This window comes from Kribbella pratensis, assembly GCF_004365355.1.
Lineage (GTDB): Bacteria > Actinomycetota > Actinomycetes > Propionibacteriales > Kribbellaceae > Kribbella.
The window spans coordinates 280,093-306,259 of record NZ_SODP01000005.1 but is presented as its reverse complement, the minus strand read 5'-3'; the positions used below and the strand labels follow the sequence as shown (position 1 = coordinate 306,259).

Sequence of the window (26,167 nt, the reverse complement as noted above, 5' to 3'; positions counted from 1 at the left end):
CGGCACGAGCAGACGCTGCCCCCGCTCGGCACGAGCAGACGCTGCCCCCGCTCGGCACGAGCAGACGCTGCCCCCGCTCGGCACGAGCAGACGCTGCCCCCGCTCGGCACGAGCAGACGCTGCCCGCCGCTCGGCACGAGCAGACGCTGACTCCGCTCGGCGGGGGGACGCTGACCCCGCCCGGCACGAACCGAAGCTGACCCCGCCCGGCGGGGGAAGCGAGCTCGCTGGCGGGAGGGTGGGGCTCCTGGGAGGTGGCAGCTTGGGCCGGGCGCCAACTGGTTGGCTGGCGCCCGGCTGTTGCTGGTGTGGGGTGTTAGATGCCCAGTTTTTCGTTGAGGAGTTGACGGACCTTGGCGGCGTCTGCCTGGCCTCGCATGTCCTTCATGACGGCGCCGATGAGGGCTCCGGCGGCGGCTGGTTTGCCGGAGTTGACCTTTTCTACGACGTCGGGGTTGGCGGCGATGGCTCGGTCGATGGCTTCGATCAGGGCCGAGTCGTCGGAGACCAGGGCCAGGCCGCGCTTCTCGATGATTTCGGCGGGGGTGCCCTCGCCGGCCAGGAGGCCTTCGAAGACCTGGCGGGCCAGCTTGTCGTTCAGCGTGCCTTCGTCGACCAGCTTCTGGACCTCGGCGACCTGCTCCGGACCGACGCCCAGCGCGTCCAGCTCCTGACCCGACTCGTTCGCCGACCGGGCCAGCTCGCCCAGCCACCACTTCTTCGCGGCCGCCGGCGTGACCCCGAGCTCAACCGTGGCGACGATCGGCTCAAGTGCGTTGCCGTTGATGACGTCGCGCATTTCGAGGTCGGTGAAGCCCCAGTCCTCCTGCAAGCGCGCCCGCCGTACGGAAGGAGCCTCGGGCAGCGTCGCGCGCAGCTCCTCGACCCACTCGCGCGACGGTGCGACCGGCACGAGGTCAGGCTCCGGGAAGTACCGGTAGTCGTCCGCGTCGGACTTCTCCCGGCCCGAAGTGGTGACGCCCGTGTCCTCGTGCCAATGCCGGGTCTCCTGAACCACCTTGCCGCCGGACGACAGCACCGCCGCCTGCCGGGTGATCTCGTACGTGATCGCGCGCTCGACCGAGCGGAACGAGTTCACGTTCTTGGTCTCGGTCCGGGTGCCGAGCGTCGAGGAACCGCGCGGCTTCAGCGACACGTTCGCGTCGCACCGCAGCGACCCCTGGTCCATCCGGACGTCGGAGACGCCGAGAGCGAGCAGCAGGTCGCGCAGCATGCTCACATACGCCCGGGCAACCGCCGCGGCCTTCTCCCCCGGCACCTCGATCGTCTTGGTGACGATCTCGATCAGCGGGATGCCGGCCCGGTTGTAGTCGACCAGCGAGTGCGACGCGCCGTGGATCCGGCCGGTCGCGCCACCCACGTGGGTGGACTTGCCGGTGTCCTCCTCCATGTGCGCGCGCTCGATCTCGATCCGGTACGTCTCGCCGTCGACGACGACCTCGGTCCAGCCGTTGAACGCGATCGGCTCGTCGTACTGCGAGGTCTGGAAGTTCTTCGGCATGTCCGGGTAGAAGTAGTTCTTCCGGGCGAACCGGCACCACTCCGCGATCTCGCAGTTCAGCGCCAGGCCGATCTTGATCGCGGACTCGACGCCGCGGGCGTTCACCACCGGCAGCGCACCCGGCAGACCGAGGCAGACCGGGCAGGTCTGCGTGTTCGGCGGCGCGCCGAACTCGGTCGGGCAGCCGCAGAACATCTTCGACTTCGTGTTCAGCTCGACGTGCACCTCGAGACCCATGACCGGGTCGTACTGCGCCAGCGCGTCGTCGATCTCGAGAACATCTGCAGCAACAGTCATCGGGTCACCCCCAGCTCCGGAGCCTTGGTCATCAGTACGCCGCCCCACTGTTCGGCCAGCGCGGACTCCAGCGCGGCGCCGACCTGGTAGCACAGGTCGTCGCGCATCACCGGCGCCATCACGTGGAAGCCGACCGGCAGGCCGTCCTCGTCGGCAAGGCCGCACGGGAACGACGCGGCCGCGTTGCCGGCCAGGTTGGACGGGATCGTGCACAGGTCGTTCTTGTACATCGCGATCGGGTCGTCGATCCGGTCACCGATCGCGAACGCGGTCGTCGGCGTCGCCGGCGAGACCAGGACGTCGACCTGCTCGTAGGCCTTCGCGAAGTCGCGGGCGATCAGCGTCCGCACCTTCTGCGCCTGGCCGTAGTACGCGTCGTAGTACCCGCTCGAGAGCGCGTGCGTACCGAGGATGATGCGGCGCTTCACCTCGGCACCGAAACCGGCCTCGCGGGTCAGGCTCGTCACCTTCTCCGCGCTGTTCTCGCCGTTGTCGCCGACGCGCAGGCCGTACCGCATCGCGTCGAACCTGGCCAGGTTCGACGAGGCCTCGCTCGGCAGGATCAGGTAGTACGCCGGCAGCGCGTACTCGAAGTGCGGGCAGGAGACCTCGACCACCTCGGCGCCGAGCTTGGTGAGCAGCTCGACCGCCTCGTGGAAGCGTGCCTCGACACCCGGCTGGTATCCCTCGCCGCCGAGCTCCTTGACCACGCCGATCCGCAGACCGGCGACATCACCATCGCGCGCGGCCTCGACCACGGCCGGCACCGGCTGGTTGATCGACGTCGAGTCCATCGGGTCATACCCCGCGATGGCCTCGTGCAGCAGCGCTGCGTCGAGCGTCGTCCGCGCACACGGACCGGGCGTGTCCAGCGAGGACGCCAGCGCGATCAGCCCATACCGCGAGGTGCCGCCGTACGTCGGCTTGACGCCGACCGTGCCGGTGAACGCACCGGGCTGACGGATCGAGCCGCCGGTGTCGGTGCCGATCGCGAGGGGCGCCTCGTACGCCGAGATGGCCGCGGACGAACCGCCGCCGGAACCGCCGGGGATCCGGCTCAGGTCCCACGGGTTGTGGGTCGTGCCGTACGCCGAGTTCTCCGTGGAGGAGCCCATCGCGAACTCGTCCATGTTGGTCTTGCCGAGGATCACGATCCCGGCCGCCTTCAGCCGCTTCACGACGGTCGAGTCGTACGGCGGTTTCCAGCCCTCGAGGATCTTCGAACCGGCCGTGGTCGGCACACCCTCCTGGGTGAGCACGTCCTTCAGCGCCAGCGGGACGCCGGCCAGCGGGGCGAGCTGCTCGCCCGCCGCGCGCTTGGTGTCGACCGCCTTGGCCTGCGCCAGCGCGCCTTCGGCGTCGACGTGCAGGAATGCGTGCACGTCACCGTCGACGGCGGCGATCCGGTCCAGGTGGGCCTGGGTCACCTCGACCGAGCTGGCCTGCCCGGACGTCATCAGCTCCGCGAGCTCGGCCGCGGTCTTCCTGGTGAGGTCGGTCATCGTCAGTCCTCCTCCAGGATCCGCGGCACCCGGAAGCGCTGCTCCTCCTGGGCGGGCGCGCCGGAGAGCGCCTGCTCGGGCGTGAGGCACGGAACGTTCTCGTCCGCGCGCATCACGTTGGTCAGCGGCAGGGCGTGCGAGGTCGGCGGGATGTCGTCCGCCGCCACCTGGCTGACCTGCCCGACCAGTTCGATGATCTGGTCGAGCTGCGGCGCAAGGTGGTCGAGCTCGTCGTCGGTGAGCTCGATCCGCGCCAGTCGCGCCAGGTGCGCGACCTCTTCGCGGGTAATCGATGGCATGAACTATCCAATGAGTGCAGTAACCGGAGGTGCAAGACCGAGAGGTTCTCGGTGTTACCCCCGCCATCTTAGGGGGCGAGATGACAGTGATGTTTCGCCGTCCCCCGGCCTGTGGACAAGTCCCCGATGAGATGGGCGCGCGTGTTTGTGGCTACCGCTCTGTAACATGGGCGGCGACAGGGCGTTACGCGCTTGGTGATCGGCTGGGAGATGATCGTTCGGTGTTCTTGCTGCGCTTGATCATCCCCGACCGACCCGGTTCGCTGGGCACCGTGGCAACGGCCCTCGGCGAGGTGAACGCCGACATCCACGCGATCGAGATCGTGGAGCACCGGCGTGAGAACGGCACGGCTGTCGACGACATCGTGGTCGACCTGCCGCCCGGCGTGCTGCCCGACCGCCTCGTGTCGGCGTGCAACGGCGTGCCCGACGTCGAGGTCATCTGGTTCTCGCGGTACGGCGCCGGCGGCGGTCTGCACATGGACCTGGAAGCGGTCGAGCAGATGACGTCTGCTCCCGCCGATGCGATCGACATCCTGGTCGAGCAGTCCCCCGCCGTGCTGCACGCGGACTGGGCCGCGCTGCTCGACGGCACCGGTAGCGAGGTCAAGGTCGCGCTGGAGACAAGTGCGACGCCGGAGTTCGGCGACGTAGCCGGTCGCTGGCTCCCGATGGAGAAGGCGACCACGCTGGAGGCCCCTGACCACAAGGGCCTCTCCGAGTCCGTGCTGGTCGCGGCGCCGCTGGAGTCGGACCGCCGCGTTCTCGTCATCGGCCGTCGCGGCGGGCCCGAGTTCCTGGGCTCCGAGGTGGCCCGCCTGTCGTACCTGGCCTCGCTGGCCGTCACGATCCGCGCCTCCGCCTAGGTCCGCCTAGGTCCGCCCCGCCTAGGTCCACAGACTCACCGAAGCCCCCGCCGGCTGGCGGGGGCTTCGCTCTGCGTGGGGTCAGGTGAACTGGAAGTAGGCGAACGCCCAGAGCGCCGCGATGATCAGCAGGACCACCACGCCGACCAGCGCGACGATCAGGATCGCCTGGCTGTTGCTGCCGTTCCGGTCCGGGAGGTCGAACTGCGTGGGGCCCCACGCCCCGCCGCCGTCGACGCGCCGGCCCGCCTCGGGCGGTGGGGCGACCACCGTCCGCGACTCCCGCTTCTCCCGGGGGAACTTCATCCAGCCTCCGAACAGCTACCGACGACTACTCAAGCGACAACTCAGGCGACAACTCAAGCGACAACTCAAGCGATTGCTCAGACGTAGAACGACTCGTACGTGATCTCGACCTGCTGCGAGGAATAGCTGTCCGAGCTGTTCCCGCGGATCTCGACCCGCCAACCGGCCACATAGGAAGCGTACGACTTCCCGTCACTGTGCGCCTGGATGTACGACTTCAGCGCCGCGGTATCGCCGCCCTTGAGCACCCCGAACGCGTCGTTGAGTGCGGTCGGCAGCGCCTTCTTCACGTCCGCGGTGTCGCCGGAGGCACTGACCTGGATGTCCTTGATGCCCTCGCCGTCGCTCGCGTAGAAGTACACCCGCTGCTGGCCGTACTTGCCGATCTCCTTGGTGCAGGAGCTCGTGCACACGTACGACTTCGCCTTCAGCGCCGCGACCATCTGCGGCTTGGTGGTGTCGAATGTCTTGTCCGGGATGTCGAGCGACTCCTCGCCGGACTTCGCGCCGGTCAGCTCGTAGGTGTCACCATCGTTGCGGAGCTGGAACTCGCCCCAGCTGCTGTCGATCTTCTCCGACTTCTGGCCCTGCTTGACCGCGTCCTGGACCTTCTTCACCTGGTCGCCGCCGAACGTGTCGTTGCCGACTGCCTGCAGCACCTGGTCGAACACGACCGCGGCGTTGTTGTTGTTGTCCTCGTTCACCGACTCGAACTCGATCGCGATGATCGTGCCGTCCGGCTTGAACTGGAACAGTGCCTCGGCCTGCGAGCGGTCCTCGTACTTGAAGCAGCCGCGATGCGCGCCCTGCGCGGTGTTGAACAGGTCACTGCACCCAAAACCGTTGCCCTGCAGCTTCTCGGTCGCATTCTTGGCCTGGCCGGTCGCGTTGCCGAGCTCACCGTTGTCGCCGCCCGTGGACTGGCCGTCGGTCGGCTGCGCGGTGGTGGTCGGGTTCGACTCCGGAGTGTCGTCGCCGCCGAACTGGTGGATGCCGAGGAAAACGAGCAGCGCGATCACGATGATGCCGACCACACCGCCGCCGACCACGAACGGCAGCTTGTCTTTGCTGATGCCGAACGGGCCCTTGTCGCGCCCGCCCGGACCACCGCCGGCACCCGCGGGCTGCCACGGCGACTGCCCCGGTTGCTGCTGCCACCCGCCCTGCTGCTGAGGCCGCTGGCCCCAGGACTGCTGCTGGTACGGACCACCCTGCTGCGGCTGCGGTCCCCACCCCTGCTGCGGCGGAGCCTGCTGACCACCCTGACCGGGCTGCGGACCCCAACCACCCTGCTGGGGAGGCTGCCCATGCGGCGGCTGGCCGTGCGGCGGCTGGCCCTGAGGAGGCTGACCATACGGGGGCTGGCCGTGAGGAGGCTGACCATGCGGCGGGTGTCCCTGGTAAGGGGGCTGTCCCTGCTGCGGCGGCCGCTGACTCCATCCGCCGCCCTGCGGCGGGGGCTGCTGTCCCCAGCCGCCCTGCTGCGGCGGCCGTCCGTCCTGTCCCCCGTGCTGCCCGCCTGGCTGGCCCCCCGGCTGCCCAGGACCCCATGGCCCCTGCGGCGGCGTCGTCATATCTGCTCCTTCTGACCCACGTCTCGACGTGCAAAGTTAACAGTCCGACGGATCAGCACAGCCGCCGGATCCACCGCGCACAGAGCCGATTTCAGGGGCAGATGTGAATCGTTATCCCGCGTCGGGTGATCCAGTGGTCGCGACTGCGCTCGCCGCCTCGGCGCCGTCGGCCAGCAGGACCCCGAACCCGGCCGCATCCAGGATCGGTACGCCGAGCTGGACCGCCTTGTCGTACTTCGATCCCGGCGAGTCACCGACCACCACGAACGACGTCTTCTTCGACACCGAGCTCGCGACCTTCCCGCCGCGCGCCACGATCGCCTCGGTCGCCTCGTCCCGGCTGAACCCCTCGACGGTGCCGGTCACCACGACCGACAGGCCGGACAGGATCTGCGGAAGGCTCGGACCGGTGCGCTCCTCGCGCATGACGACGCCGGCCGCGAGCCACTTGTCCACGATCTCCTGGTGCCACGGCACCTGGAACCACTCGATCATCGCCCGGGCGATCGTCGGCCCGACGCCCTCGATCTCGGCCAGCTGCTCCTCGCTCGCCGAGCGGATGTCGTCGATGTTGTCGAACACCTCGGTCAGCGCGGCCGCCGCGGTCGGGCCGACGTGCCGGATGGACAGCGCGACCAGGGCGCGCGACAGCGGTTTGGTCTTGGCCTCCTCGAGATTCGCCAGCAGTTTCCGCGCGTTCGCCGACAAGGCGCCGGCCTTGGTAGTGAAGAACGCGCTCTCGGCGAGCTTCTCCTCGGTCAACCCGAACAGGTCGGCCTCGTTGACGATCAGGCCGCCGGTGATCAACGCGTCGGCCGCCTTGAACCCGAGCCCCTCGATGTCGAACGCGGACCGCCCGGCGAGGTAGAACAACCGCTCACGCAACTGGCCCTGGCAGTACTGCGAGTTCGGGCAGCGGATGTCGACGTCCGACTCCTTGGCCGGCGCCAGCACCGTGTCGCACCACGGGCAGCGCGTCGGCATCTCCCATGCCGGCAGGCCCTTCGGGCGCAGGTCGACCACCGGTCCGAGCACCTCGGGGATCACGTCGCCCGCTTTCCGCAGTACGACGGTGTCGCCGGGGCGGACGTCCTTGCGGGCGACCTCCTTGGCGTTGTGCAGCGTCGCGTACTCCACGGTGGATCCGGCGACCCGGACCGGCTCCATGTGCGCGAACGGGGTGACGCGACCCGTGCGGCCGACGTTCACCTCGATCTCGATCAGCTTGGTGTTGACCTCTTCCGGCGGGTACTTGAACGCGATCGCCCAGCGGGGCGCGCTCGACGTGGACCCGAGTGCGCGCTGCAGATCGACCTCGTCGACCTTCACCACGACACCGTCGATCTCGTGGTCGACCGAGTGGCGGTTCTCCCCGTAGTACGCGATGAACTCGTTGACTTCCTCGAGCGTGCCGACCCGGCGGGCGCGGTCGCTGACCGGCAGGCCCCAGGCGTGCAGCTGCTCGTACGCCTCCGAGAGGCGGCCGATGTGGTGCCCCTCGACCTTGCCGAGACCGTGGACGACGAAGCGCAGCGGGCGGGCGGCCGAGACGCGTGGGTCCTTCTGGCGCAGCGATCCGGCGGCGCTGTTGCGCGGGTTGGAGAAGACGTCCTTGCCGGCCTCGACGAGCTGGGCGTTCAGCTCCTCGAAGTCCTCGACGCGGAAGTAGACCTCGCCGCGGACCTCGAGGAAGGACGGGAGGTCCTCGCCCTTCAGCTCGTTCGGGATGCTCTTGATCGTGCGGACGTTGGGGGTGACGTCCTCGCCGGTGCGGCCGTCGCCGCGGGTGGCGCCGGTGACGAGCTTGCCGTTCTCGTAGACCAGGTCGAGGGCGAGGCCGTCGACCTTGAGCTCGCAGATGAACCCGCTGTCGTGGATCTGCTGGAGCGTGACCTCGCGCTCGAGACGCTTGGCCCAGGCCTCCATCTGCTCGGCCGAGAACGCGTTCGCGAGGCTCTCCATCCGCATCGGGTGCTCGACCGGGGAGAACAGCGTGGAGATCGGGATGCCGACCTTCTGCGTGGGTGAGTCCGGGGTGCGCAGCTCCGGGTACTGCTCCTCGAGGTCCTGCAACTCGTGCATCAGCGCGTCGAAGTCCGCGTCCGAGATGATCGGATTGGCCAGGTAGTACCGCGCGCGGTGGTCGTCGATCTCGGTGCTCAACTCCGCATGCCGCAACCGTGCCTCAGGCGTCGCGGGCGCCTTCTCCTCCGTAGCCATGAGCTGAACCTACAGGGGACGACGGACGTTTTGGCGCAGGCGTTTGATCAGGCTTCGGCGGCTTCGCCGACGATCTCGACGATGCGGCGGAGCAGTTCCAGTCGCGCTCTGGCGTCAGCCGGTGACGGAGCGGCAGCGAGCCCACACGCCGGAGTGATCGTGATCTGGTGGAGTAGGGCTGGGTCCAGGCCCAGTTCCCGCCAGCGGCGCACCAGCGGAGCTGCGGCCTGGTCGGCGGCTGGGATGGGGCCGGTGGTGGGAACCAGTCCGGCGTAGAGGGTGGTGCCGGCTTCGGCCGCGATCGCGATCTGGTCCCACGCAGCGTTGCCGAGCAGCGAGACGTCTACCGCGACACCCGCGGCGCCGGCCTTGGTGAAGACCTCGATCGGCGGGCGGGCTGCGCAGCAGTGCACGATGGTCGGCGCATCCGTGGTGAACATGCTCAGAAGCTCCACAGCGCCCGGACCGTCGACCGAGCGGTGCTTGCTCCAGCCAGATGCCGTCGGCACAGCTCCAGCGAGTACGGCGGGCAGTCCGGGCTCATCAACCTGCAGCACGACCTCAGCGCCCGGCACCCGTTTCCGTACGTCGGCCAGGTGCTGCTGGACTCCATCAGCCAGCGCCTGCGCCAGATCCCGCCGCGCACCGTGGTCCGCCAGCACCTTGTCACCGCGCGGCCGCTCCAGTGACGCAGCCAGCGTCCACGGCCCGGTGACCTGTACCTTCAGCGGCCCCTGGTACTCGTACGCGTACTCCTCCAGCACGTCCAGGTCTTCCTGCAGCAACGCCCGCGCCCGCCGCTGGTCCAGACTCGCCCGTGCGTCCCCACCACCGGTCAGCCGCCACCCGACAGGCTGCAGGTCAGCAGCCAGCTCGGTCAGTACGGCGACGGTCCGGCTCAGCATGTCGCCGTACGGCCGTGCTGGAAGCTCCGGAAGGAACGGGATGTCCACCAGCTCGAGTACGGCGCGCATCCACTCGCGGACGTCGTCGCCAGGGACCGAACCGAGCCCGGTGGTCGTCATGGGGCCTCCCGGCCTGGACTGAGGAGCGGAGGGAGCGGAGCGACCGGAGCGACGAGGGAAGGCCGGGAGTTACAGCCCCATGACCCGCCGCGACGGAGTCGCGGCATGTGCACCGTCATACGGCGGCGGTGACGCGCTGGACGGTGTCGATGGTCGCGGAGCCGATCACCCGGGTGCCGTCGTACAGCACGACCGCCTGACCGGGTGCGACGGCCGACGTCGGCTCGGTGAACTCGACCTGCACCTGGTCACCGTCCAGCCAGGCAGTCACGGACACCTCGTCGCCATGGGCCCGGAGCTGAGCCTTCGCGGTCATCCGGTCGGTCGGCGCCGGACCGCACCAGCGGGGCTTCGACGCGGTCAGGCCTTCCACCGCAAGCTCCTCGCGCGATCCGACCGTCACAGTGCGGTCGACCGGGCTGATGTCCAGCACGAACCGCGGCTTGCCGTCCGCGGCCGGCGTGCCGATCTTGAGTCCCTTGCGCTGGCCGATGGTGAAGCCGTGCGTGCCCTGGTGCGAGCCGAGCTTGTTGCCCTGCGCATCGACGATGTCCCCGGGCGCCTCACCCAGCTGTGCGCTGAGGAAGCCGGGCGTGTTGCCGTCGGCGATGAAGCAGATGTCGTGGCTGTCCGGCTTGGCGGCCACGGACAGCCCGCGCCGCTTCGCCTCCGCCCGCACCTCGGTCTTCACCGTGTCACCGAGCGGGAAGAACGCATGCGCGAGCTGCTCCTGCGTGAGTACGCCGAGCACGTACGACTGGTCCTTCGCGGGATCCACTGCCCGGTGCAGCTCACGACCGGACGCCGTGTCGACGATCCGCGCGTAGTGACCGGTAGCGACCGCGTCGAAGCCCAGGGCGAGCGCCCGATCCAGTACGGCGCTGAACTTGACCTTCTCGTTGCAGCGCAGGCACGGGTTCGGCGTACGGCCCGCGGCGTACTCGTTGACGAAGTCCTCGACCACATCGGCGTGGAACCGCTCGGCCAGGTCCCAGACGTAGAACGGGATGCCGATCACGTCGGCGGCCCGGCGGGCGTCGCGCGAGTCCTCGATCGTGCAGCAGCCGCGGGCGCCGCTGCGGTACGACTGCGGGTTCCGGCTGAGTGCCAGGTGTACTCCGGTCACGTCGTGCCCGGCCTCGGCCATCCGCGCCGCCGCGACCGCGGAGTCCACTCCGCCGGACATGGCTGCGAGTACCCGCATCAGGTGTTCCTTCCCACGTTCTGCAGGCCGGCGGACTTCGCCCGCTCCACGACCGGCCCGATGTTGTCCAGTACGGCGTCGATGTCGGCGCGCGTACTCGTGTGCCCGAGGGTGAACCGGAGCGAGCCGCGGGCCCGCTGGTCGTCGTACCCCATCGCCAGCAGGACGTGGCTCGGCTCGGCGACCCCGGCGTTGCACGCGGACCCGGTCGACACCTCGATCCCGCGTGCGTCGAGCAGCAGCAACAGCGAGTCACCCTCGCAGTCGCTGAAGGACAAGTGTGCGTTACCGGGCAAGCGGGCCGCCGGGTCCCCGGACAGCTGGGCGCCCTCGACGGTGCTGGTGATGCCCTCGATCAGCGCGTCCCGCAGCTCGGTCAGGCGGCGTGCCTCGTCGGCCTGGTGCTTGATCGCGTGCTCCATCGCCACCGCGAACCCGGCGGTCGCAGGCACGTCGAGGGTGCCGGACCGTACGTCGCGCTCCTGCCCGCCGCCGTGCAGGATCGGCGTCAGTTTCGTCTCCTTGTGGACGACGAGCGCTCCGATCCCGTACGGACCGCCGAGCTTGTGCGCCGTCACCGTCATCGCGTCGACGCCCAGCTCGCTGAAGTCCACCGGCACCTGCCCGATCGCCTGGACCGCATCGGTGTGCACGGGTACGCCGTACTGCTGGGCGAGCTCCGCGATCTCCCGGACCGGCTGGAGCGTGCCGACCTCGTTGTTCGCCATCATCAACGTGATGAACGACACGGACTCCGGATCGCGCTCGACAGCCCGCCGGACGTCCTCCGGGCTGACCCGGCCGAGCTCGTCGACAGGAAGCCACTCGATCTCGGCCCGCTCGTGCCGGCCCAGCCAGATCGCCGGATCGAGGACCGCGTGGTGCTCGATGCCGCTCAGCAGGATCCGGCGGCGGCGCGGGTCCTCGGCCAGGCGGGACCACCACAGGCCCTTCAGCGCGAGGTTGTCCGCCTCGGTCCCGCCGGAGGTGAACACCACTTCGCTGGGCTGCGCACCGAGCGCGGCAGCGATCGATTCGCGCGACTCCTCCACCGTCCGCCGGGCACAGCGGCCGGAGCCGTGCAGGGACGACGCATTGCCGGTGCGGGCGAGGTGATGGGTCATCGCCTCGATCGCGGCCGGGAGCATCGGAGTCGTCGCCGCATGGTCCAGGTACACCGTGCGGCGGTCAGAGGTAGCCATAACTGGTTCAAGAGTATGTCCGCCACGGATGTTCCCGCCTGTTGGGCCTGTCCGGTGGACAGAGCGGAAACAGTTAGCCGCGGATTCGGGCCGGCCAGGCGTGGCCGGGGTGGAGGTGGTCGACCATGTCGGCCACCAGGTCCGCTGGGCCGGGGTCAGGAGCGGTAGGGCCGCCGCCAGGTCCTGCTCGTCCTTCGGCCGAGCCTGTTTGGCCTTGTAGGCCAGCGCGATCTCCGGGTTGATGTACCGGATGCCGTCCGGCGCCACCCAGGTGATGTCGTCGAGCGGGTAGTCGAGGGAGGGGTCGCGGCGGAAGACCCAGCGGCCGTCACGGTCCGGGTTGACGACCACGTCGAACTCCCACGGCGCCAGCGCGTGCTGCCGGAGCCAGATCTGGTCGGCGTTGTCGGGCTGCTCCGGACGCTGGTCGGTCAGCGGCCGGAGGCTGCCACCGGCGTTCGACCACAGGTCGTAGGTGCCCTTGAGGTGCTGCCGGAGCGACTCGATGTCCCGGCGCCAGAGCGACACGTCGACGTCCTCGTGCTCCCGGCGTACGCCGGTGAACGCCTCGATCGCCCAGCCGCCGGCGATCCACCACGGGCCGTCGTACCCCTCGAGCAACTGCCGTGCATCGGCCGGGGTCGACACCTTCCAGGGCCCGTAGAGGCGCTGGAACGCCAATTCCTCGGGCGGCAGACCATCCGGGTACGAGTTCACCCGGCGATCTTCACACGACAACTGGTGCTTCGTCCGACCGGACGAAATCGGGCGTCGCGGTTGTGCGATGGGACGAATACCGACGCACTGCAGCACGCCTAGCGTCGGCGCATGGCGACTCTGAGCGAGATCGAGACGTGGCTACAAGACCAGCTGGCGACACTGCTCGCCGAGCACGAGGTCCCCGGTGCAGCAGTCGGCGTACTCCTGGACGGCGCGGTGATCGACCACGCGGCCGGCGTACTGAGTAAATCGACCGGAGTCGAGACGACACCCGATTCGGTGTTCCAGATCGGGTCGATCACCAAGGTCTGGACGACCACGCTGGTCATGCAGCTGGTCGACGAGGGCAAGTTGGACCTCGACCAGCCAATCCGCTCGTACCTGCCTGAGTTCGTCATCGCCGACGAGGCGGCGGCCGCCGAGATCACCACGCGGCAGCTGCTCTGCCACACCGCCGGGTTCGAGGGCGACATCTTCAACGAGACCGGCAAGGGCGACGACGCCGTCGAGAAGTTCGTCGCCACGCTCGCCACGACCACCCAGCTCTTCCCGCCGGGCGAGATGTTCTCATACAACAACGCCGGCTTCGCAGTGCTCGGCCGTCTGGTCGAGGTACTGCGCGGCACGCCGTACGACGCTGCACTGCGGGAGCAGGTCTTCACACCGCTCGGCCTGGCCCACGCCGCGACCGATCCGTACGAGGCGATCCTGCACCGCGCGGCCGTCGGGCACATCAGGCCGGAGGCCGACGCGGCACCGGTACCCGCACCGATCTGGGCGATGACCCGCGGTATGGCTCCCGCCGGAGCGATGCTCGCGATGAGCGCCCGCGACCTGCTGGCCTTCGCCAAGCTCCACCTCGACTCCGGTACTGCGGCCGACGGCAAGGCTGTCCTGAGCGCGGCGAGCGTCAAGGCCATGCAGGAACCTCAGGTCAAGCTGCCCGCTCTCGGGATGATGGGCGAGTCGTGGGGCCTCGGCTGGGAGTTGTTCGACTGGGGCGGCACCAAGGTGATCGGCCACGACGGCGGCACGATCGGCCAGAACGCCTTCCTGCGGGTCGTTCCCGAGCACGGGCTCGCGGTCGCCCTGCTGACCAACGGCGGCGAGACGATCGAGGTCTACAAGAAGGTCTTCGGTCACCTCGTCCAGGAGCTCGCCGGACTGACCCTGCCGGCGTTCCCCGCCCCTCCGGCCGAGCCTGCCCCGGTGGACGTGGACCGGATCCTCGGCACCTACAGCTGCGAGGTCGCCGACATCACCGTGCGCCAGGACGAGGACGGGAAGATCTGGCTCGACCAGACGCCGAAGGGCATCTTCACCGAGCTCGGTCCGAAGCCCGACCCGGTCGAGCTGGTCGGTCGCGACGAGCAGAGCCTGATCGCGGTCAAGGCCGAGCACGGCATGCACCAGCCGCACGTCTTCGTCGGCGACGACGGCTCCGGCCGTGCCCTGTACCTGCACAGCGGCCGGGCTCTCCGCCGCGCGGCTGTCTGATTCCCGGAGGCAACATGCGATCCGTACGCACCGCTCTGGCGGCCGGAGCCCTGGTCACCGGTCTCGCCGCTTGTCTGGCACTGTCCGCCTGCAGCTCGAGTGAGCAGACCGCCGGCACCGGTCAGGCCGCCGAGGGCAAGACCATGACCATGGCGATCAGCGCCGACCCTGGCAACCTCGATCCGCAGTTCACCTCGTTGTCGGTCACCATGCAGGTCGACTGGTTCCTGTACGACTCGCTGGTCGGCATCAGCCCGGACGGCAAGCAGGTGCCCGGTCTGGCCGACAAGTTCGAGGGCAACAGCACCACTGCGAAGTACACGCTGCGCAAGGGAGTCACGTGCGCAGACGGGACCCCGCTGACGGCCAGTACGGTCGCGCAGAACATCAACTTCGTCGGCAACCCGGCCAACAAGTCCACGCGGATCGGTGTGTTCATCCCACCGGGTGCCAAGGCGACCGCTGACGACGCGACTGGCACGGTCACCGTGACAGCGCCGGCTCCGGACGCGTTCCTCGTCCGTAACGTCGGCGGGCTGCACATCGTGTGCAGCAAGGGGATGAAGGACCGCAGCATCCTCAAGCAGAGCTCGGACGGCACGGGCATGTACACGGTCGCGGAGGCCGTCCCGGGCGACCACTACACGCTCACCCGGCGCAAGGAGTACGCGTGGGGTCCAGGTGACTTCAAGCAAGGGCAGTCCGGTCTGCCGGACAAGGTCGTACTCAAGGTGGTCAGCAACGAGACCACAGCGGCCAACCTGCTCCTGTCCGGGCAGGTCAACATCGTCGCGATCGCCGGACCGGACAAGCAGCGGCTGCAGGCCCAGAAAACGTTCCAGCGTGAAGCAGGCACACCACTCGGTGAGCTCTGGTTCAACCAGAAGGCCGGTCTGCCCACCGCGGACCTCGCAGTACGCAAGGCGCTCACGCAGGCGCTGGACCTCACTCAGCTCGGCAAGGTGATCACCAGCGGCACGGGTTCGCCAGCCACTCGGTTGGTTGCCCCCGGCATGGGTCCGTGCCCCGACGACACCGTCACCGGCAATCTGCCCGGTCACGACCTCGACGCGGCCAAGGCAGCCCTTGACGCGGCAGGCTGGCGCCCCGGAGCGGGTGGCATCCGCCAGAAGGCCGGTACGAAGCTGTCGCTGGTCTTCTACTACCCCACCAGCCTCGGCCCGACGCTGCAGTCCGGCGCAGAGCTGCTCCAGAAGGCGTGGAGCGAACTGGGTGTCGACGTTTCCCTCAAGGCCGTGTCCACCGCCGAGATCAGCACGGTCGTCCTTGCCGGCCAAGGCACCTGGCACGCCGGCCTGATCCCGCTGACTGTCTCGCTGCCGAGCCAGCTGGTCAGCTTCCTCTCCGGCACCGGTCCCCCGAACGGCAGCAACTTCTCCTCGATCAAGAACCCGGAGTACGACGCTGCCGTGGCCAAGGCCGCCGCAATCCCGGGCGCCGACGGTTGCGCGGACTGGGCGACGGCCGAACGGGCTCTGTTCAAGCAGGTCAACCTGGTGCCGTTCGTGAACTCCACCGTGCCGATCTTCGGCAAGGGCGCCACGTTCGACCTGAGCGAAGGCAGCGTGATCCCGTCGTCGATCAAGATGCTGGGGTGAGCCGGTGACGACAACGGTCAGCGCTCCCTCTCTTGTCGCTCATCCGTGGCTAGGTTTCGCCGTACGGCGGCTTGGCCGGCTGGTCGGCTCGGTCCTGATCCTGGTCAGTGCTGCGTTCCTGATGATCCACCTGATCCCAGGTGACCCAGTCCGTGGGGCATTGGGACCTGCTGCCGCACAGAGCCTCGTCGACGCCCAGCGTGCTTCGCTGGGCCTCGACGACCCGCTCTGGCAGCAGTACCTGAACTTCCTGCACCACCTGGTCACCGGCAACCTCGGTACGTCGATCACGACCGGACTGCCCGTTTCCGACGTGATCCGGGACCGCCTGCCTGCCACCGTCGAGCTGGCCGTCGCAGCGTTCCTCGTGGCGGTGTTGATCGCAGTACCGCTGGGTCTGGCGATGGGTGTCTTGACGAGGGGCGGACGACGGCCACGGGCCGAGCTGGGTTTCACTTCGACCGCCGTGGTGCTCGCAGCGATTCCTGAGTTCCTGTTGGCCGTCGGCCTCGTCTACGTGTTCGCGGTGACGCTGCACTGGTTCCCGGTCGCGGGGCGCGGCGGCGTCGCGTCGTACGTGCTCCCGGTGTTGTCCCTGGCTGTCGGTCCGGCTGCTGTGCTCGCACGGATCTGCCGGGTGGAGCTGCTGGCAGTGCTGCAAACCGATTACCTGCGCACTGCCCGGGCAAAGCGACTGCCTGCGCCGGCCATCTACCTGCGGCACGCTCTGCCGAACGCAGTGACCGCCACGATCACACTGGGCGGCCTGCTGCTCGGTGGCATGGTCGCCGGGACCGTACTGGTCGAGAACGTCTTCGGCTGGCCCGGGCTCGGCAGCACGATCGTCTCCTCGATCATCGCGAAGGACTACCCGCTGGTGCAGGGCGTGGTCCTTGTGTACGGCGTCGGCGTACTGCTGGTGAACCTGGCCGTCGACGTGACTCTCGCCCTGCTCGACCCCCGATCCACCATCAGGGAGAGCTGATGCGCCGTTGGATGGCCGTACTGCGGACCCCGGTAGGCGCCGGCGCCGGCCTGCTGCTCCTCGGCGTACTGCTCCTCGCCGTCTTCGCACCGGTCCTGTGGTCACACCAGGCGAACGCTATCGACACCGATCACCTGCTGCAGGGGTCGTCCGCGGAGCACTGGCTGGGCACCGACAACCTCGGCCGGGACATCTTCTACCGGGTCCTCGTTGCCTCGCGTACGTCGATCCTGCTGGCGCTGCTCGCGACGTCGATCGCTGTCGTCACCGGGCTCGCGCTGGGCAGTGCGCCCGCGATCCTCGGCAAACGCGGCGGCCGTGCAGCGACCGCTGTGGTGAACATCGCGGTCGCCTTTCCCGGGCTGTTGCTCGCGCTGTTCTTCGCGGTCGTGTTCGGAGTCGGCGCTAAGGGCGCCGTACTCGCGATCGGCTTCGCGGGTGCGCCGTCGTTCGCGCGGCTGACCCAGACCCTGATCGCAGGAGTGGCGGAGCGGGACTTCATCGCGGCTGCGCGGATCGCGGGTGTCGGACGGTTCCGGATGCTCGTGCGACACATCCTGCCGAACATTGCGGAACCGTTGGTCGTGAACGCGACGATCGGTGCGGGCGGCACGTTGCTTGCGTTCGCCGGGCTGTCGTTCATCGGCCTGGGCGTGCAGCCGCCGGCGTACGACTGGGGTCGGATGCTGGGCGAGAGCCTCAGCGGCATCTACGTTCATCCAGCCGCGGCACTCGCTCCCGGAGTCGCCGTGGTCATTGCAGGGCTGGCGTTCAACCTCTTCGGCGAAGCGGTTGCGAAGGGCTTCGGCGTACAGGTCCCCCGAACGCGGTGGACCGACCGCACGCCGGAGGCGACGCCGGCTCGTGATGACGACAACGACGCCGTGCTCGTGGTGGAGGACCTGCACGTCACCTTCCCCGGTCCGGTCACACCCGTCCGCGGTGTGAGCTTCACGATCCACAAGGGCGAGATCGTCGGCGTGGTTGGCGAATCCGGCTCCGGCAAGAGCCTCACCGCGCTCGCAGTCGCCCAGCTGATCGAACCGCCGGGTCAGGTGCGTGCGGCCGAGCTGTCGTTCTTGGGCGCTCCCCTGCTCGGTCGGCTGCCAGTCCGCAGTACTGCGGCTGTACGCCGACGGCTACTGGGTACGTCGTTCGCGATGGTGTTCCAGGACCCGATGACGTCGTTCAACCCGACCAAGCGAATCGGCGTACAGCTGGCCGAGGGTGCACGCGAGCATCAGGGCCTCACCCGTCGTGCGGCGATGGACCGGGCGATCGACCGGCTGCGGGCGGTACGGGTACCTGCTGCGGAGCGCCGGGCGCGGCAGTACCCGCATGAGTTCTCCGGCGGCATGCGGCAACGCGCCATGATCGGTATGGGGCTCATGGGCGCACCGGCGTTGATCGTCGCCGATGAGCCGACCACCGCCCTCGACGTCACCGTGCAACGGCAGGTACTGCGTTTGCTGGAGACGATCCGCACCGAGGACGACGTCGCGGTGCTGCTCATCAGCCACGACATCAGCGTGGTCGCACAGATCTGCGATCGCGTGCTGGTGATGTACGCCGGGCGCATCGTCGAGGACCTGCCGTCGACGGAGCTGGCCACTGGTGCGCGGCATCCATACACGCGAGCCTTGCTGGCCGCAGTACCCGATCTGGACACCGCGCTCGACGAACCGCTCGCAGTCATCCCAGGGCGTCCGGTGGATCCGGCGCGGATGCCGGAGGGGTGTGCCTTCGCGGCGCGGTGTGCGTTCGCGTCGGACCGGTGCCGGGTCGAGGACCCCGTGCTGATCGATCAGGTGGCGTGCTGGCATCCGCAGGCGCAGGCTGAGTACTCGAACTTCCGGACGGGGCAGCGATGAGCGAACTGCGCTTCGAAGGCGTGACGGTCCGGTACGGACGTGCGCTGACAGCTGTCGACGGCGTCGACCTGACTGTCCCAGCGGGACAGGTCGTCGGACTGGTCGGTGAGTCGGGGTCCGGCAAGTCGACGTTGGCGCGTGCTGCGGTCGGACTGGCCGAGCCGGCGGGCGGACAGATCCTGCTGAACGACGTACCGCTGCATCATCGGCCGGGAGCACGGCGTCCACTGCAGATGGTGTTCCAGGATCCGTACTCCTCACTGGATCCACGGATGACCATCGGCGACTCGATCGCCGAGGCCATGCCGAGAGGGCCGAGAGAGCCGAGAGGGCCCAGTCGACGCGACGAGGTGGTGCGATTGCTCGAGCTCGTCGGACTGGACGCCGACCGCGTCTCGGCGTACCCGGGTGCGTTGTCGGGTGGTCAGCGCCAGCGGGTCGCGATCGCGCGAGCGCTGGCGGGCAAGCCCGAGGTGCTCATCGCCGACGAGATCACCTCGGCTCTGGACGTGTCGATCCAGGGAACTGTGCTGAACCTCGTCCGCACCCTGCAACGCGAACTGCGGTTGTCGATGCTGTTCATCTCGCACAACCTGGCCGTCGTCCGGTACGTCAGCGACATCGTCGCGGTGATGTACCTGGGCCGGATCGTCGAGGTCGGGCCCGCCCGCGACGTCCTCGGCAACCCGCAACACCCTTACACCAAAGAGCTTCTCGCGGCGGCTCCGCGGCGCGGTTCGACCGCGTTGCCGCCACCGGACGAGGCCCTGGTCGCCGACGCCGAGCCGGCCGATCCGCATCACCCGCCGGTGGGCTGCCGGTTCCACCCGAGGTGCCCGATCGGTCCGCTGATCCGGACCGACCGCGAGCACTGTCTGACCCTCGATCCCACCGCCGAGGCCGATCACCGTCTGCACCGCGCCGCCTGCCACCACGCAGCCGGCGTACTGCGGGCCGTCGGCTCGAACCCGCCTGTGCTCATGCAACTCAAGGAGGACTCCCAGTGACACGTCTGCGCATCGACGACCTGACCGAGCTTGAAGTACCGGAGCAGCCGGCGCTGTCGCCGGACGCCGCCCAGCTCGTCTACGTCCTCCGGACCACCGACGCGAAGGCCGACCGCACGCTGCGGAGCCTGTGGCGGATCCCTGCCTCCGGTGGTGCCCCGCAACAGCTCACGCGCGGCGAGGCGGACTCGACACCGGTCTGGTCACCGGACGGGACGCAACTGGCGTTCTTGCGGGCCAAGGACGGACCGGCGCAGATCTGGGTGCTGCCGGCCGGAGGCGGTGAGCCGGAGCAGCTCACTACGCTGCCGCTGGGCGCGGGAACACCGAACTGGAGTCCTGACGGGACGCGGATCGCTTTCTCTGCGCCAGTCGACATCGCTAGCTCCAGTGAAAGTGAGCATGCACCGATCGCCACCGAGCGCCTGGACTACCAGGCTGACGGCGCCGGCTGGCTGCGGACGATCCGTAAGCATCTGCACGTCGCGGTTGTCGAGTCCAAGGAGTGCCGTCAAGCCACGGAGGGAGACTGGCACGCCGGCGACCCGGCCTGGTCACCGGACGGCGCGAGGCTGGCCTTCGGAGCTGCTACCGCTCCGGACGCGGACCTCAACCCAACAGCTCCTGCCTACGTGCTCGACGCATCGGATCCCAAGGCGAAGCCGCAGCTGGTCGGTCTGGCTGACGGACTGACCGGCACGGTGACCTGGACCGCAGACGGCGCCGCACTGCTCATCGTCGGCATGCTCTCCGGACCGGTCGGTCACGCCGGGCTCCTGCGGCTCTCGTTGGACAGCGGTGACGTGGTGAACCTGGCTGCTCCGCTCGACCGCAACGTCATGTCCGGCGGAGCGGCGTACCCGGGTGCTCAGCCGACGCTCACGGACGACGGCCGCACTGTCCTGTTCGCTGCCCGGGACCGCGGGTGCACGCACCTGTACTCCGTCCCCGTTGAGGGCGGCACGCCCGAGCGTGTGTTCGGCGAACCGGGACAGGTCGTGTCAGGGCTGTCCGTTGCCGCTGGTGTGGCGACGTTCGCGCTGACCACGCCCAGGTCGTTCGGGGAGATCGTCACGCTGGATCTGACGACTGGTACGGCGACCACCCGGACGACGTACGGCGAGAAGGACGTGTTTGTCCGGGTGGAGCGCGAGTTCACCATCTCGGACGGGACTGTGGTCTCGGGCTGGCTGGTTCGCGACCCTGCCGCCGAAGGGCCGCAGCCGCTGCTGCTGGACATCCACGGCGGCCCGCACAACGCGTGGAACGCCGCGGCCGACGAGGTGCACCTCTACCACCAGGAGCTCGTCGCCCACGGATGGACTGTGCTGCTGCTCAACCCCCGTGGCAGCGACGGGTACGGCGAGGAGTTCTTCAACGCCGCGCTCGGCGCCTGGGGTACGGCGGACGCACGCGACTTCCTCGAGCCCCTCGACGAACTGGTTGCCGAGGGCATCGCTGACCCCGATCGGCTGGCCGTCGCCGGCTACAGCTACGGCGGGTTCATGACGTGCTACCTGACCAGCCGCGACAACCGGTTCGCCGCAGCGGTCACCGGCGGTGTGGTCAGCGACCTCACCAGCATGGCCGGTACGTCGGACATGGGCCACTTCCTCGACGTGTACGAGCTGAACAGCGCTACCGACTACAGCTCTATGTCGCCGTTCGCCGAGGTCAGCAAGGTGGCGACGCCGACGCTGATCCTGCAGGGCGACGCCGACGTACGCTGCCCGGTCGGACAGGCTCAGCAGTGGCACACTGCGCTGCGCGAGAACGGCGTACCGAGTCAACTGGTGCTGTACCCGGAGGCGAGTCACCTGTTCATCGTCGAAGGCCGTCCGTCCCATCGCCTCGACTTCAACCGGCGCATCCGCGACTGGGTCGAGCAGTACGCCGGTGACGCGAGCGGTCCGCGCCGGGCGAAGATCGATGCGGCGCACTGGCAGCGTCGACTCACCACGCTGGCTGCGCGGCACGGCGTACCGGGTGCGACGCTCGGGATCCTGCGGGTGCGGCCGGGAGTGGAAGACGAGCTGGTGGAGGCCGCGACCGGCGTACTGAACAAGGACACCGGAGTGGCGACCACGACCGAGTCGGTCTTCCAGATCGGATCTATGTCGAAGGTCTGGACTGCGACGCTCGCACTGCAGCTCGTCGACGAAGGACTGCTCGACCTGGACGCACCGATCAGCCAGGTGCTCCCCGAGCTGCAGCTGGGCGATCCGGACGTCGCCAAGCAGGTGACGATGCGGCACCTGCTCACCCACACCAGTGGGATCGACGGCGACGTGTTCACCGACACAGGTCGGGGCGACGACTGCCTGGAGAAGTACGTCGACCTGCTCGCGGACGTCGTACAGAATCACCCGCTCGGGGCGACGTGGTCGTACTGCAACTCCGGCTTCTCACTGGCCGGCCGCGTGATCGAGAAGCTCACCGGCTCTACCTGGGACCAAGCGCTGCGGGACCGGATCATCACACCGCTCGGTCTGCAGAACACGGTCACGCTGCCGGAAGAGGCGCTGCTCCGATCGGCTGCGGTCGGGCACGTCAGCGAAGGCGAAGAGGAGCCCAAGCGCGCACCGGTCTGGGGACTCCCCCGGTCGCTGGGACCGGCCGGACTGATCACGTCGACGGTGGCGGACGCGCTGGCCTTTGCCCGACTCCACCTGAACGGTGGCGTCGCACCCGACGGCACTCGGCTGCTCCGCGAGGCCTCGGTGACTGCGATGGCCGACCTGCAGGCGGAGCTGCCGGACAAGTACTCGCTGGGCGACTCGTGGGGGCTGGGCTGGATCCGGTTCGGCTGGGACGGCCGGCGGCTGATCGGCCACGACGGCAACACGATCGGCCAGGCCGCGTTCCTGCGAGTGCTGCCGGACGAGGGGCTGGCCGTCGTACTGCTGACGAACGGCGGCCACACGCGCGACCTGTACGAGGACCTCTACCGGGAGATCTTCGCTGAGCTGGCCGACGTCTCGATGCCCATGCCGCTGGCTCCCCCGGCAGAGCCTCCTGTTGTCGACGTACGCCGGCACGTCGGCCGGTACGAGCGCGCCAGCACGATTCAGGAGGTGCTGGTCGACGACGAGGGGCCGCTGCTGCGGATGACGCTCACCGGACCGCTGGCCGAGCTGCTGCCGGAGCCGACCGAGGAGCTCCGCATGACTCCGGTCGACGAGAGCGGTGACCTGTTCGTGGTCCGGGCGCCAGGTGCGCTCACGTGGACTCCGGTGACGTTCTACTCGCTGCCGACCGGCGAGAAGTACCTGCATTTCGGGGTCCGCGCTACGCCGAAGGTCGGCGGATGACCGAGCTGGTCGAGCAGTTCGCGGCGCGGTTGCCGCAGCTGCTCGCGGATCTCGAAACCCTGGTGAAGTGTGAGTCGCCGTCCTCGGATGTCGCGGCGGTGGCTCACAGCGCGGACGTCGTGGCCCAGCTAGGAGCGGAGCGGCTCGGGTCCAAGCCGGAGTACGTCGTGGTTGACGGCTGCACGCACCTGCGCTGGCGGCTCGGTGACGGGCCGCGGCGGGCCCTGGTTCTCGCACACCACGACACCGTCTGGCCTCTTGGCTCGCTGATCACGCATCCGTTCACGAACAAGGACGGGGTACTGCGAGGGCCGGGCTGCTTCGACATGAAGGCCGGCCTGGTGATGGCACTGCATGCGATCTCCACCTTGCCGTCGGCAACCGTCACACTGCTGGTGACCGGCGACGAGGAACTGGGATCGCCGTCGTCCCGGGAGCTGATCGAGACCGAGGCCGCTGGTTGTTCGGCCGCTCTGGTGCTCGAGGCTTCGGCGGATGCGGGTGCGGGTGCGCTGAAGCTCGAGCGGAAGGGCGTCTCGGTCTACGAGGTGCGTATCACCGGGCGGGCCTCGCATGCCGGGCTCGAGCCGGAGCTCGGCATCAACGCGTCGGTCGAAGCCGCGCATCAAGTGCTTGCCATCAGCAACCTTGGCGACCCTGGTCTCGGTACGACGGTCACGCCGACCGCGCTGACCTCGGGGACAACGCGGAACACCGTGCCGGCCGCCGCCGCCTTCTTCGTCGACGCGCGGGCCTGGACCGTCGAGGAGCAGCTGCGGGTGGACGAGGCGATGCACGCGCTCCGACCGGTGCTGCCCGGGAGCTCTCTGGAGATCATCGGCGGACCGAACCGGCCACCACTCGAGCGCAAGATGTCCGAGGAACTGTACGCGCGGGCTTCCCGCGTCGCGGCCGATCTGTGCCTGCCGGAGCTGCGCTCGGTCGCGGTCGGCGGCGGATCGGACGGCAACTTCACGGCCGGCATCGGTACGCCGACCCTCGACGGGCTGGGCGCTGTCGGCGGTGGCGCCCATGCCGATAACGAACATGTCCTGGTCGCCGAGCTCGCTCCGCGGACGGCGTTGCTGGCCGCGCTGATCGCCGACCTGTTGGACACGCCATGACGCTCGATCTGAGCCCGTCGATTGCCGCCGCCACGGAGGCGGGTATCGATGCGGCGGCCGCGGCCGGAGTGCGGGTGCGCGAGTTGCGGGAGCTGGCGGAGCTCGACGAGGTCTACCGCTTGTACGACTCGATCTGGCGGCCGGACCCGAGCAATCCGCCGGTGACGACCGAGCTGTTGCGAGCATTGACGAAGGCCGGCAACTACGTCGGCGGGGCGTACGACGGCGACGAGTTGATCGGCGCCTGCGTCGGGTTCTTCTCGGCGCCGGCGGAGGTCTCGATGCACAGTCACGTGGCCGGGGTGTCGGGGTCGGCGCGCGGGCGCAACGTCGGGTTCGCGCTCAAGCTGCATCAGCGCGCCTGGGCGCTGCGCCGAGGAGTGTCGTCGATCTCGTGGACGTTCGATCCGTTGATCCGGCGCAACGCGTACTTCAACGTGGCGAAGCTCGCCGCGCGGCCGACGGAGTACCTGACGAACTTCTACGGCGACATGCGCGACGGGATCAACAGCGGCGACGACACCGACCGGTTGCTGGTGCGCTGGGAGCTCGATGCGCCGGCTGTCGGCGCCGCCGCGGCTCGACGGGCCGTGTCGACCGATGTCGAGTTGATGCCTGAGGCAACGGTCGCGCTGGCCTGCGGCGCGGACGGGTGGCCAGCGCTTGCCGGTCCCGCGGGCGACGGCGTCGTGCTGGTCGCCGTACCGCCTGATGCCGAGGGGTTGCGGCGTACCGATCCCGGTGCTGCGAAGGCGTGGCGGGCCGCGTTGCGTGAGGTGCTGGGCGGGTTGCTGGCGGAGGGTGCGCGGGTGACCGGCTTCGATCGGGTCGGGTGGTACGTCGTCGAGCAGAAGGGGTTGTGATGAAGCTGACCGGATTCGAGCTGCGGCGGATCTCGATGCCGTTGGTATCGCCGTTCCGGACCTCGTTCGGCACCGAAACGACGCGGGACGTGCTGCTCGTGCGCGCCGTGAGTACGGAGGCCGAGGGGTGGGGCGAGTGTGTCGCGATGAGCGGGCCGCTGTACTCGTCGGAGTACGTCGACGCGGCGGCCGACGTCCTGCGCCGGTTCTTCGTGCCCGCGCTGGCCTCGGTGGAGTCCGCGGTCGGAGTCGGGCCGGCGTTGAGCCGGTTCCACGGTCATCGGATGGCGAAGGCTGCGGTGGAGACCGCCGTACTCGATGCCGAGTTGCGGGCCGAGAACCGTCCGTTGGCTCGCGAGTTGGGCGCCGTGCGGGATCGGGTGCCGTGCGGGGTGTCGGTCGGGATCATGGACTCGATCGGCGAGTTGCTCGACGCGGTCGGCGGGTATCTCGAGCAGGGGTACGTGCGGATCAAGCTGAAGATCCAGCCCGGGTGGGACATCGAGCCTGTGCGCGCCGTGCGGGAGCAGTTCGGCGACATCCTGCTGCAGGTCGACGCCAACACGGCGTACACGCTGTCCGACGCGCGGCACCTGGCGCGGCTCGATCCCTTTGATCTCCTGCTGATCGAGCAGCCGCTGGACGAGGAGGACGTTCTCGGGCACGCGGATCTGGCTCAGCAGATCAGCACTCCGGTGTGCCTGGACGAGTCGATCACGTCGGCGCGCGCGGCGGCCGCGGCGATCCGGCTGCGTGCCTGCGCCATCGTCAACATCAAGCCAGGTCGCGTCGGCGGGTATCTGGAGGCGCGGCGGATCCACGATGTCTGCGTTGCCAACGACATCCCGGTCTGGTGCGGCGGCATGCTGGAAACCGGCATCGGCCGAGCCGCGAACGTCGCCCTCGCCGCCCTGCCTGGTTGCACGCTGCCCGGCGACACGTCGGCCTCGGACCGGTACTACCGGACCGACATCACCCCGCCGTTCACGCTCGACAACGGATACCTGTCGGTGCCGACCAGCGCCGGCATCGGGATCGAGCCGATCGAAGCCGAACTGGCCGCGGTGACCACGAGTACCGAATGGCTGCCGCTCTGACGCTCCTGTCTGGTAGACCAGCGCCGACGCGAGGAGGTGCTCGGCGAGGTGCCGTG

General features: G+C 69.0%; 20 protein-coding genes. 11 read left to right on the top strand and 9 right to left on the bottom strand.

The annotated features are described in order from the left end of the window. Nucleotides 1–200, top strand: a 200-nt coding sequence (locus EV653_RS42420) for a hypothetical protein (protein WP_238160757.1), incomplete at its 5' end; no start/stop codon positions are given. A 116-nt stretch (nt 201–316) separates the two neighbouring features. On the opposite strand, the gene gatB is transcribed toward EV653_RS42420, so the two are convergent. The 3 genes from gatB to gatC are packed head-to-tail and all read right to left on the bottom strand — an operon-like array spanning nt 317 to nt 3,620. Further along, nucleotides 317–1,819: an Asp-tRNA(Asn)/Glu-tRNA(Gln) amidotransferase subunit GatB gene (gene gatB, locus EV653_RS39555; protein ID WP_134111460.1), complete on the bottom strand. Its 1,503-nt coding sequence runs from the start codon at nt 1,817–1,819 to the stop codon at nt 317–319. Beyond that, entirely contained in the window at nt 1,816–3,321 is a 1,506-nt protein-coding gene (gene gatA, locus EV653_RS39550) for an Asp-tRNA(Asn)/Glu-tRNA(Gln) amidotransferase subunit GatA (RefSeq protein ID WP_134111459.1), read from the bottom strand. The genes gatB and gatA overlap by 4 nt, the downstream gene beginning before the upstream one ends. Before the next feature lie 2 nt (nt 3,322–3,323). Next, complete coding sequence (gatC, locus tag EV653_RS39545) at nt 3,324–3,620, bottom strand: Asp-tRNA(Asn)/Glu-tRNA(Gln) amidotransferase subunit GatC (RefSeq protein WP_134111458.1); 297 nt, start codon at nt 3,618–3,620, stop codon at nt 3,324–3,326. 221 nt (nt 3,621–3,841) lie between these two features. Between gatC and EV653_RS39540 the strand changes: the two genes are divergently transcribed. After that, nucleotides 3,842–4,486 carry an ACT domain-containing protein gene (locus tag EV653_RS39540; RefSeq protein WP_134111457.1) on the top strand — a complete coding sequence of 215 codons (645 nt, stop codon included), beginning with the start codon at nt 3,842–3,844 and terminating at the stop codon, nt 4,484–4,486. 81 nt (nt 4,487–4,567) lie between these two features. On the opposite strand, the gene EV653_RS39535 is transcribed toward EV653_RS39540, so the two are convergent. The 6 genes from EV653_RS39535 to EV653_RS42825 form a co-directional block, all read right to left on the bottom strand. Then, nucleotides 4,568–4,792, bottom strand: coding sequence for a hypothetical protein (locus tag EV653_RS39535; protein ID WP_134111456.1), 225 nt, complete (start codon nt 4,790–4,792; stop codon nt 4,568–4,570). Between the two features lie 77 nt (nt 4,793–4,869). Continuing rightward, nucleotides 4,870–6,366 (bottom strand): hypothetical protein, encoded by a 1,497-nt coding sequence (locus EV653_RS39530; RefSeq protein ID WP_134111455.1) that lies wholly within the window; start codon nt 6,364–6,366, stop codon nt 4,870–4,872. Between the two features lie 111 nt (nt 6,367–6,477). Further along, nucleotides 6,478–8,586 (bottom strand): NAD-dependent DNA ligase LigA, encoded by a 2,109-nt coding sequence (gene ligA, locus EV653_RS39525; protein WP_134111454.1) that lies wholly within the window; start codon nt 8,584–8,586, stop codon nt 6,478–6,480. 47 nt (nt 8,587–8,633) lie between these two features. Further along, on the bottom strand, nt 8,634–9,611 hold the full coding sequence (locus EV653_RS39520; RefSeq protein ID WP_134111453.1) for a methionine synthase vitamin-B12 independent: 978 nt from the start codon (nt 9,609–9,611) through the stop codon (nt 8,634–8,636). A 115-nt stretch (nt 9,612–9,726) separates the two neighbouring features. Then, complete coding sequence (gene mnmA, locus EV653_RS39515; RefSeq protein ID WP_134111452.1) at nt 9,727–10,815, bottom strand: tRNA 2-thiouridine(34) synthase MnmA; 1,089 nt, start codon at nt 10,813–10,815, stop codon at nt 9,727–9,729. Next, nucleotides 10,815–12,734 carry a cysteine desulfurase family protein gene (locus EV653_RS42825; protein WP_370359479.1) on the bottom strand — a complete coding sequence of 640 codons (1,920 nt, stop codon included), beginning with the start codon at nt 12,732–12,734 and terminating at the stop codon, nt 10,815–10,817. The genes mnmA and EV653_RS42825 overlap by 1 nt, the downstream gene beginning before the upstream one ends. Before the next feature lie 111 nt (nt 12,735–12,845). On the opposite strand from EV653_RS42825, the gene EV653_RS39505 reads away from it, so the two are divergent. Genes EV653_RS39505 through menC form a run of 9 tightly spaced genes read left to right on the top strand, consistent with a single transcriptional unit; the run spans nt 12,846 to nt 26,111 of the window. After that, nucleotides 12,846–14,234: a serine hydrolase domain-containing protein gene (locus EV653_RS39505; protein WP_134111451.1), complete on the top strand. Its 1,389-nt coding sequence runs from the start codon at nt 12,846–12,848 to the stop codon at nt 14,232–14,234. A 14-nt stretch (nt 14,235–14,248) separates the two neighbouring features. After that, nucleotides 14,249–15,853, top strand: a complete 1,605-nt coding sequence (locus tag EV653_RS39500) for an ABC transporter substrate-binding protein (protein ID WP_134111450.1) — start codon at nt 14,249–14,251, stop codon at nt 15,851–15,853. 4 nt (nt 15,854–15,857) lie between these two features. Next, complete coding sequence (locus tag EV653_RS39495) at nt 15,858–16,838, top strand: ABC transporter permease (RefSeq protein WP_134111449.1); 981 nt, start codon at nt 15,858–15,860, stop codon at nt 16,836–16,838. After that, the gene (locus EV653_RS39490; RefSeq protein ID WP_134111448.1) at nt 16,838–18,709 is read left to right on the top strand and encodes a dipeptide/oligopeptide/nickel ABC transporter permease/ATP-binding protein; all 1,872 of its coding nucleotides are present in this window, start codon (nt 16,838–16,840) and stop codon (nt 18,707–18,709) included. Before EV653_RS39495 ends, EV653_RS39490 begins: the two co-directional genes overlap by 1 nt. Further along, nucleotides 18,706–19,716, top strand: a complete 1,011-nt coding sequence (locus tag EV653_RS39485) for an ABC transporter ATP-binding protein (RefSeq protein ID WP_134111447.1) — start codon at nt 18,706–18,708, stop codon at nt 19,714–19,716. The genes EV653_RS39490 and EV653_RS39485 overlap by 4 nt, the downstream gene beginning before the upstream one ends. Continuing rightward, entirely contained in the window at nt 19,713–23,027 is a 3,315-nt protein-coding gene (locus EV653_RS39480) for a serine hydrolase (protein ID WP_134111446.1), read from the top strand. The genes EV653_RS39485 and EV653_RS39480 overlap by 4 nt, the downstream gene beginning before the upstream one ends. Next, nucleotides 23,024–24,151 (top strand): M20 family metallopeptidase, encoded by a 1,128-nt coding sequence (locus EV653_RS39475; RefSeq protein WP_134111445.1) that lies wholly within the window; start codon nt 23,024–23,026, stop codon nt 24,149–24,151. The genes EV653_RS39480 and EV653_RS39475 overlap by 4 nt, the downstream gene beginning before the upstream one ends. Further along, nucleotides 24,148–25,014 carry a GNAT family N-acetyltransferase gene (locus EV653_RS39470; RefSeq protein WP_134111444.1) on the top strand — a complete coding sequence of 289 codons (867 nt, stop codon included), beginning with the start codon at nt 24,148–24,150 and terminating at the stop codon, nt 25,012–25,014. Before EV653_RS39475 ends, EV653_RS39470 begins: the two co-directional genes overlap by 4 nt. Continuing rightward, on the top strand, nt 25,014–26,111 hold the full coding sequence (gene menC, locus EV653_RS39465) for an o-succinylbenzoate synthase (RefSeq protein ID WP_134111443.1): 1,098 nt from the start codon (nt 25,014–25,016) through the stop codon (nt 26,109–26,111). The genes EV653_RS39470 and menC overlap by 1 nt, the downstream gene beginning before the upstream one ends. Nucleotides 26,112–26,167 lie beyond the last annotated feature (56 nt).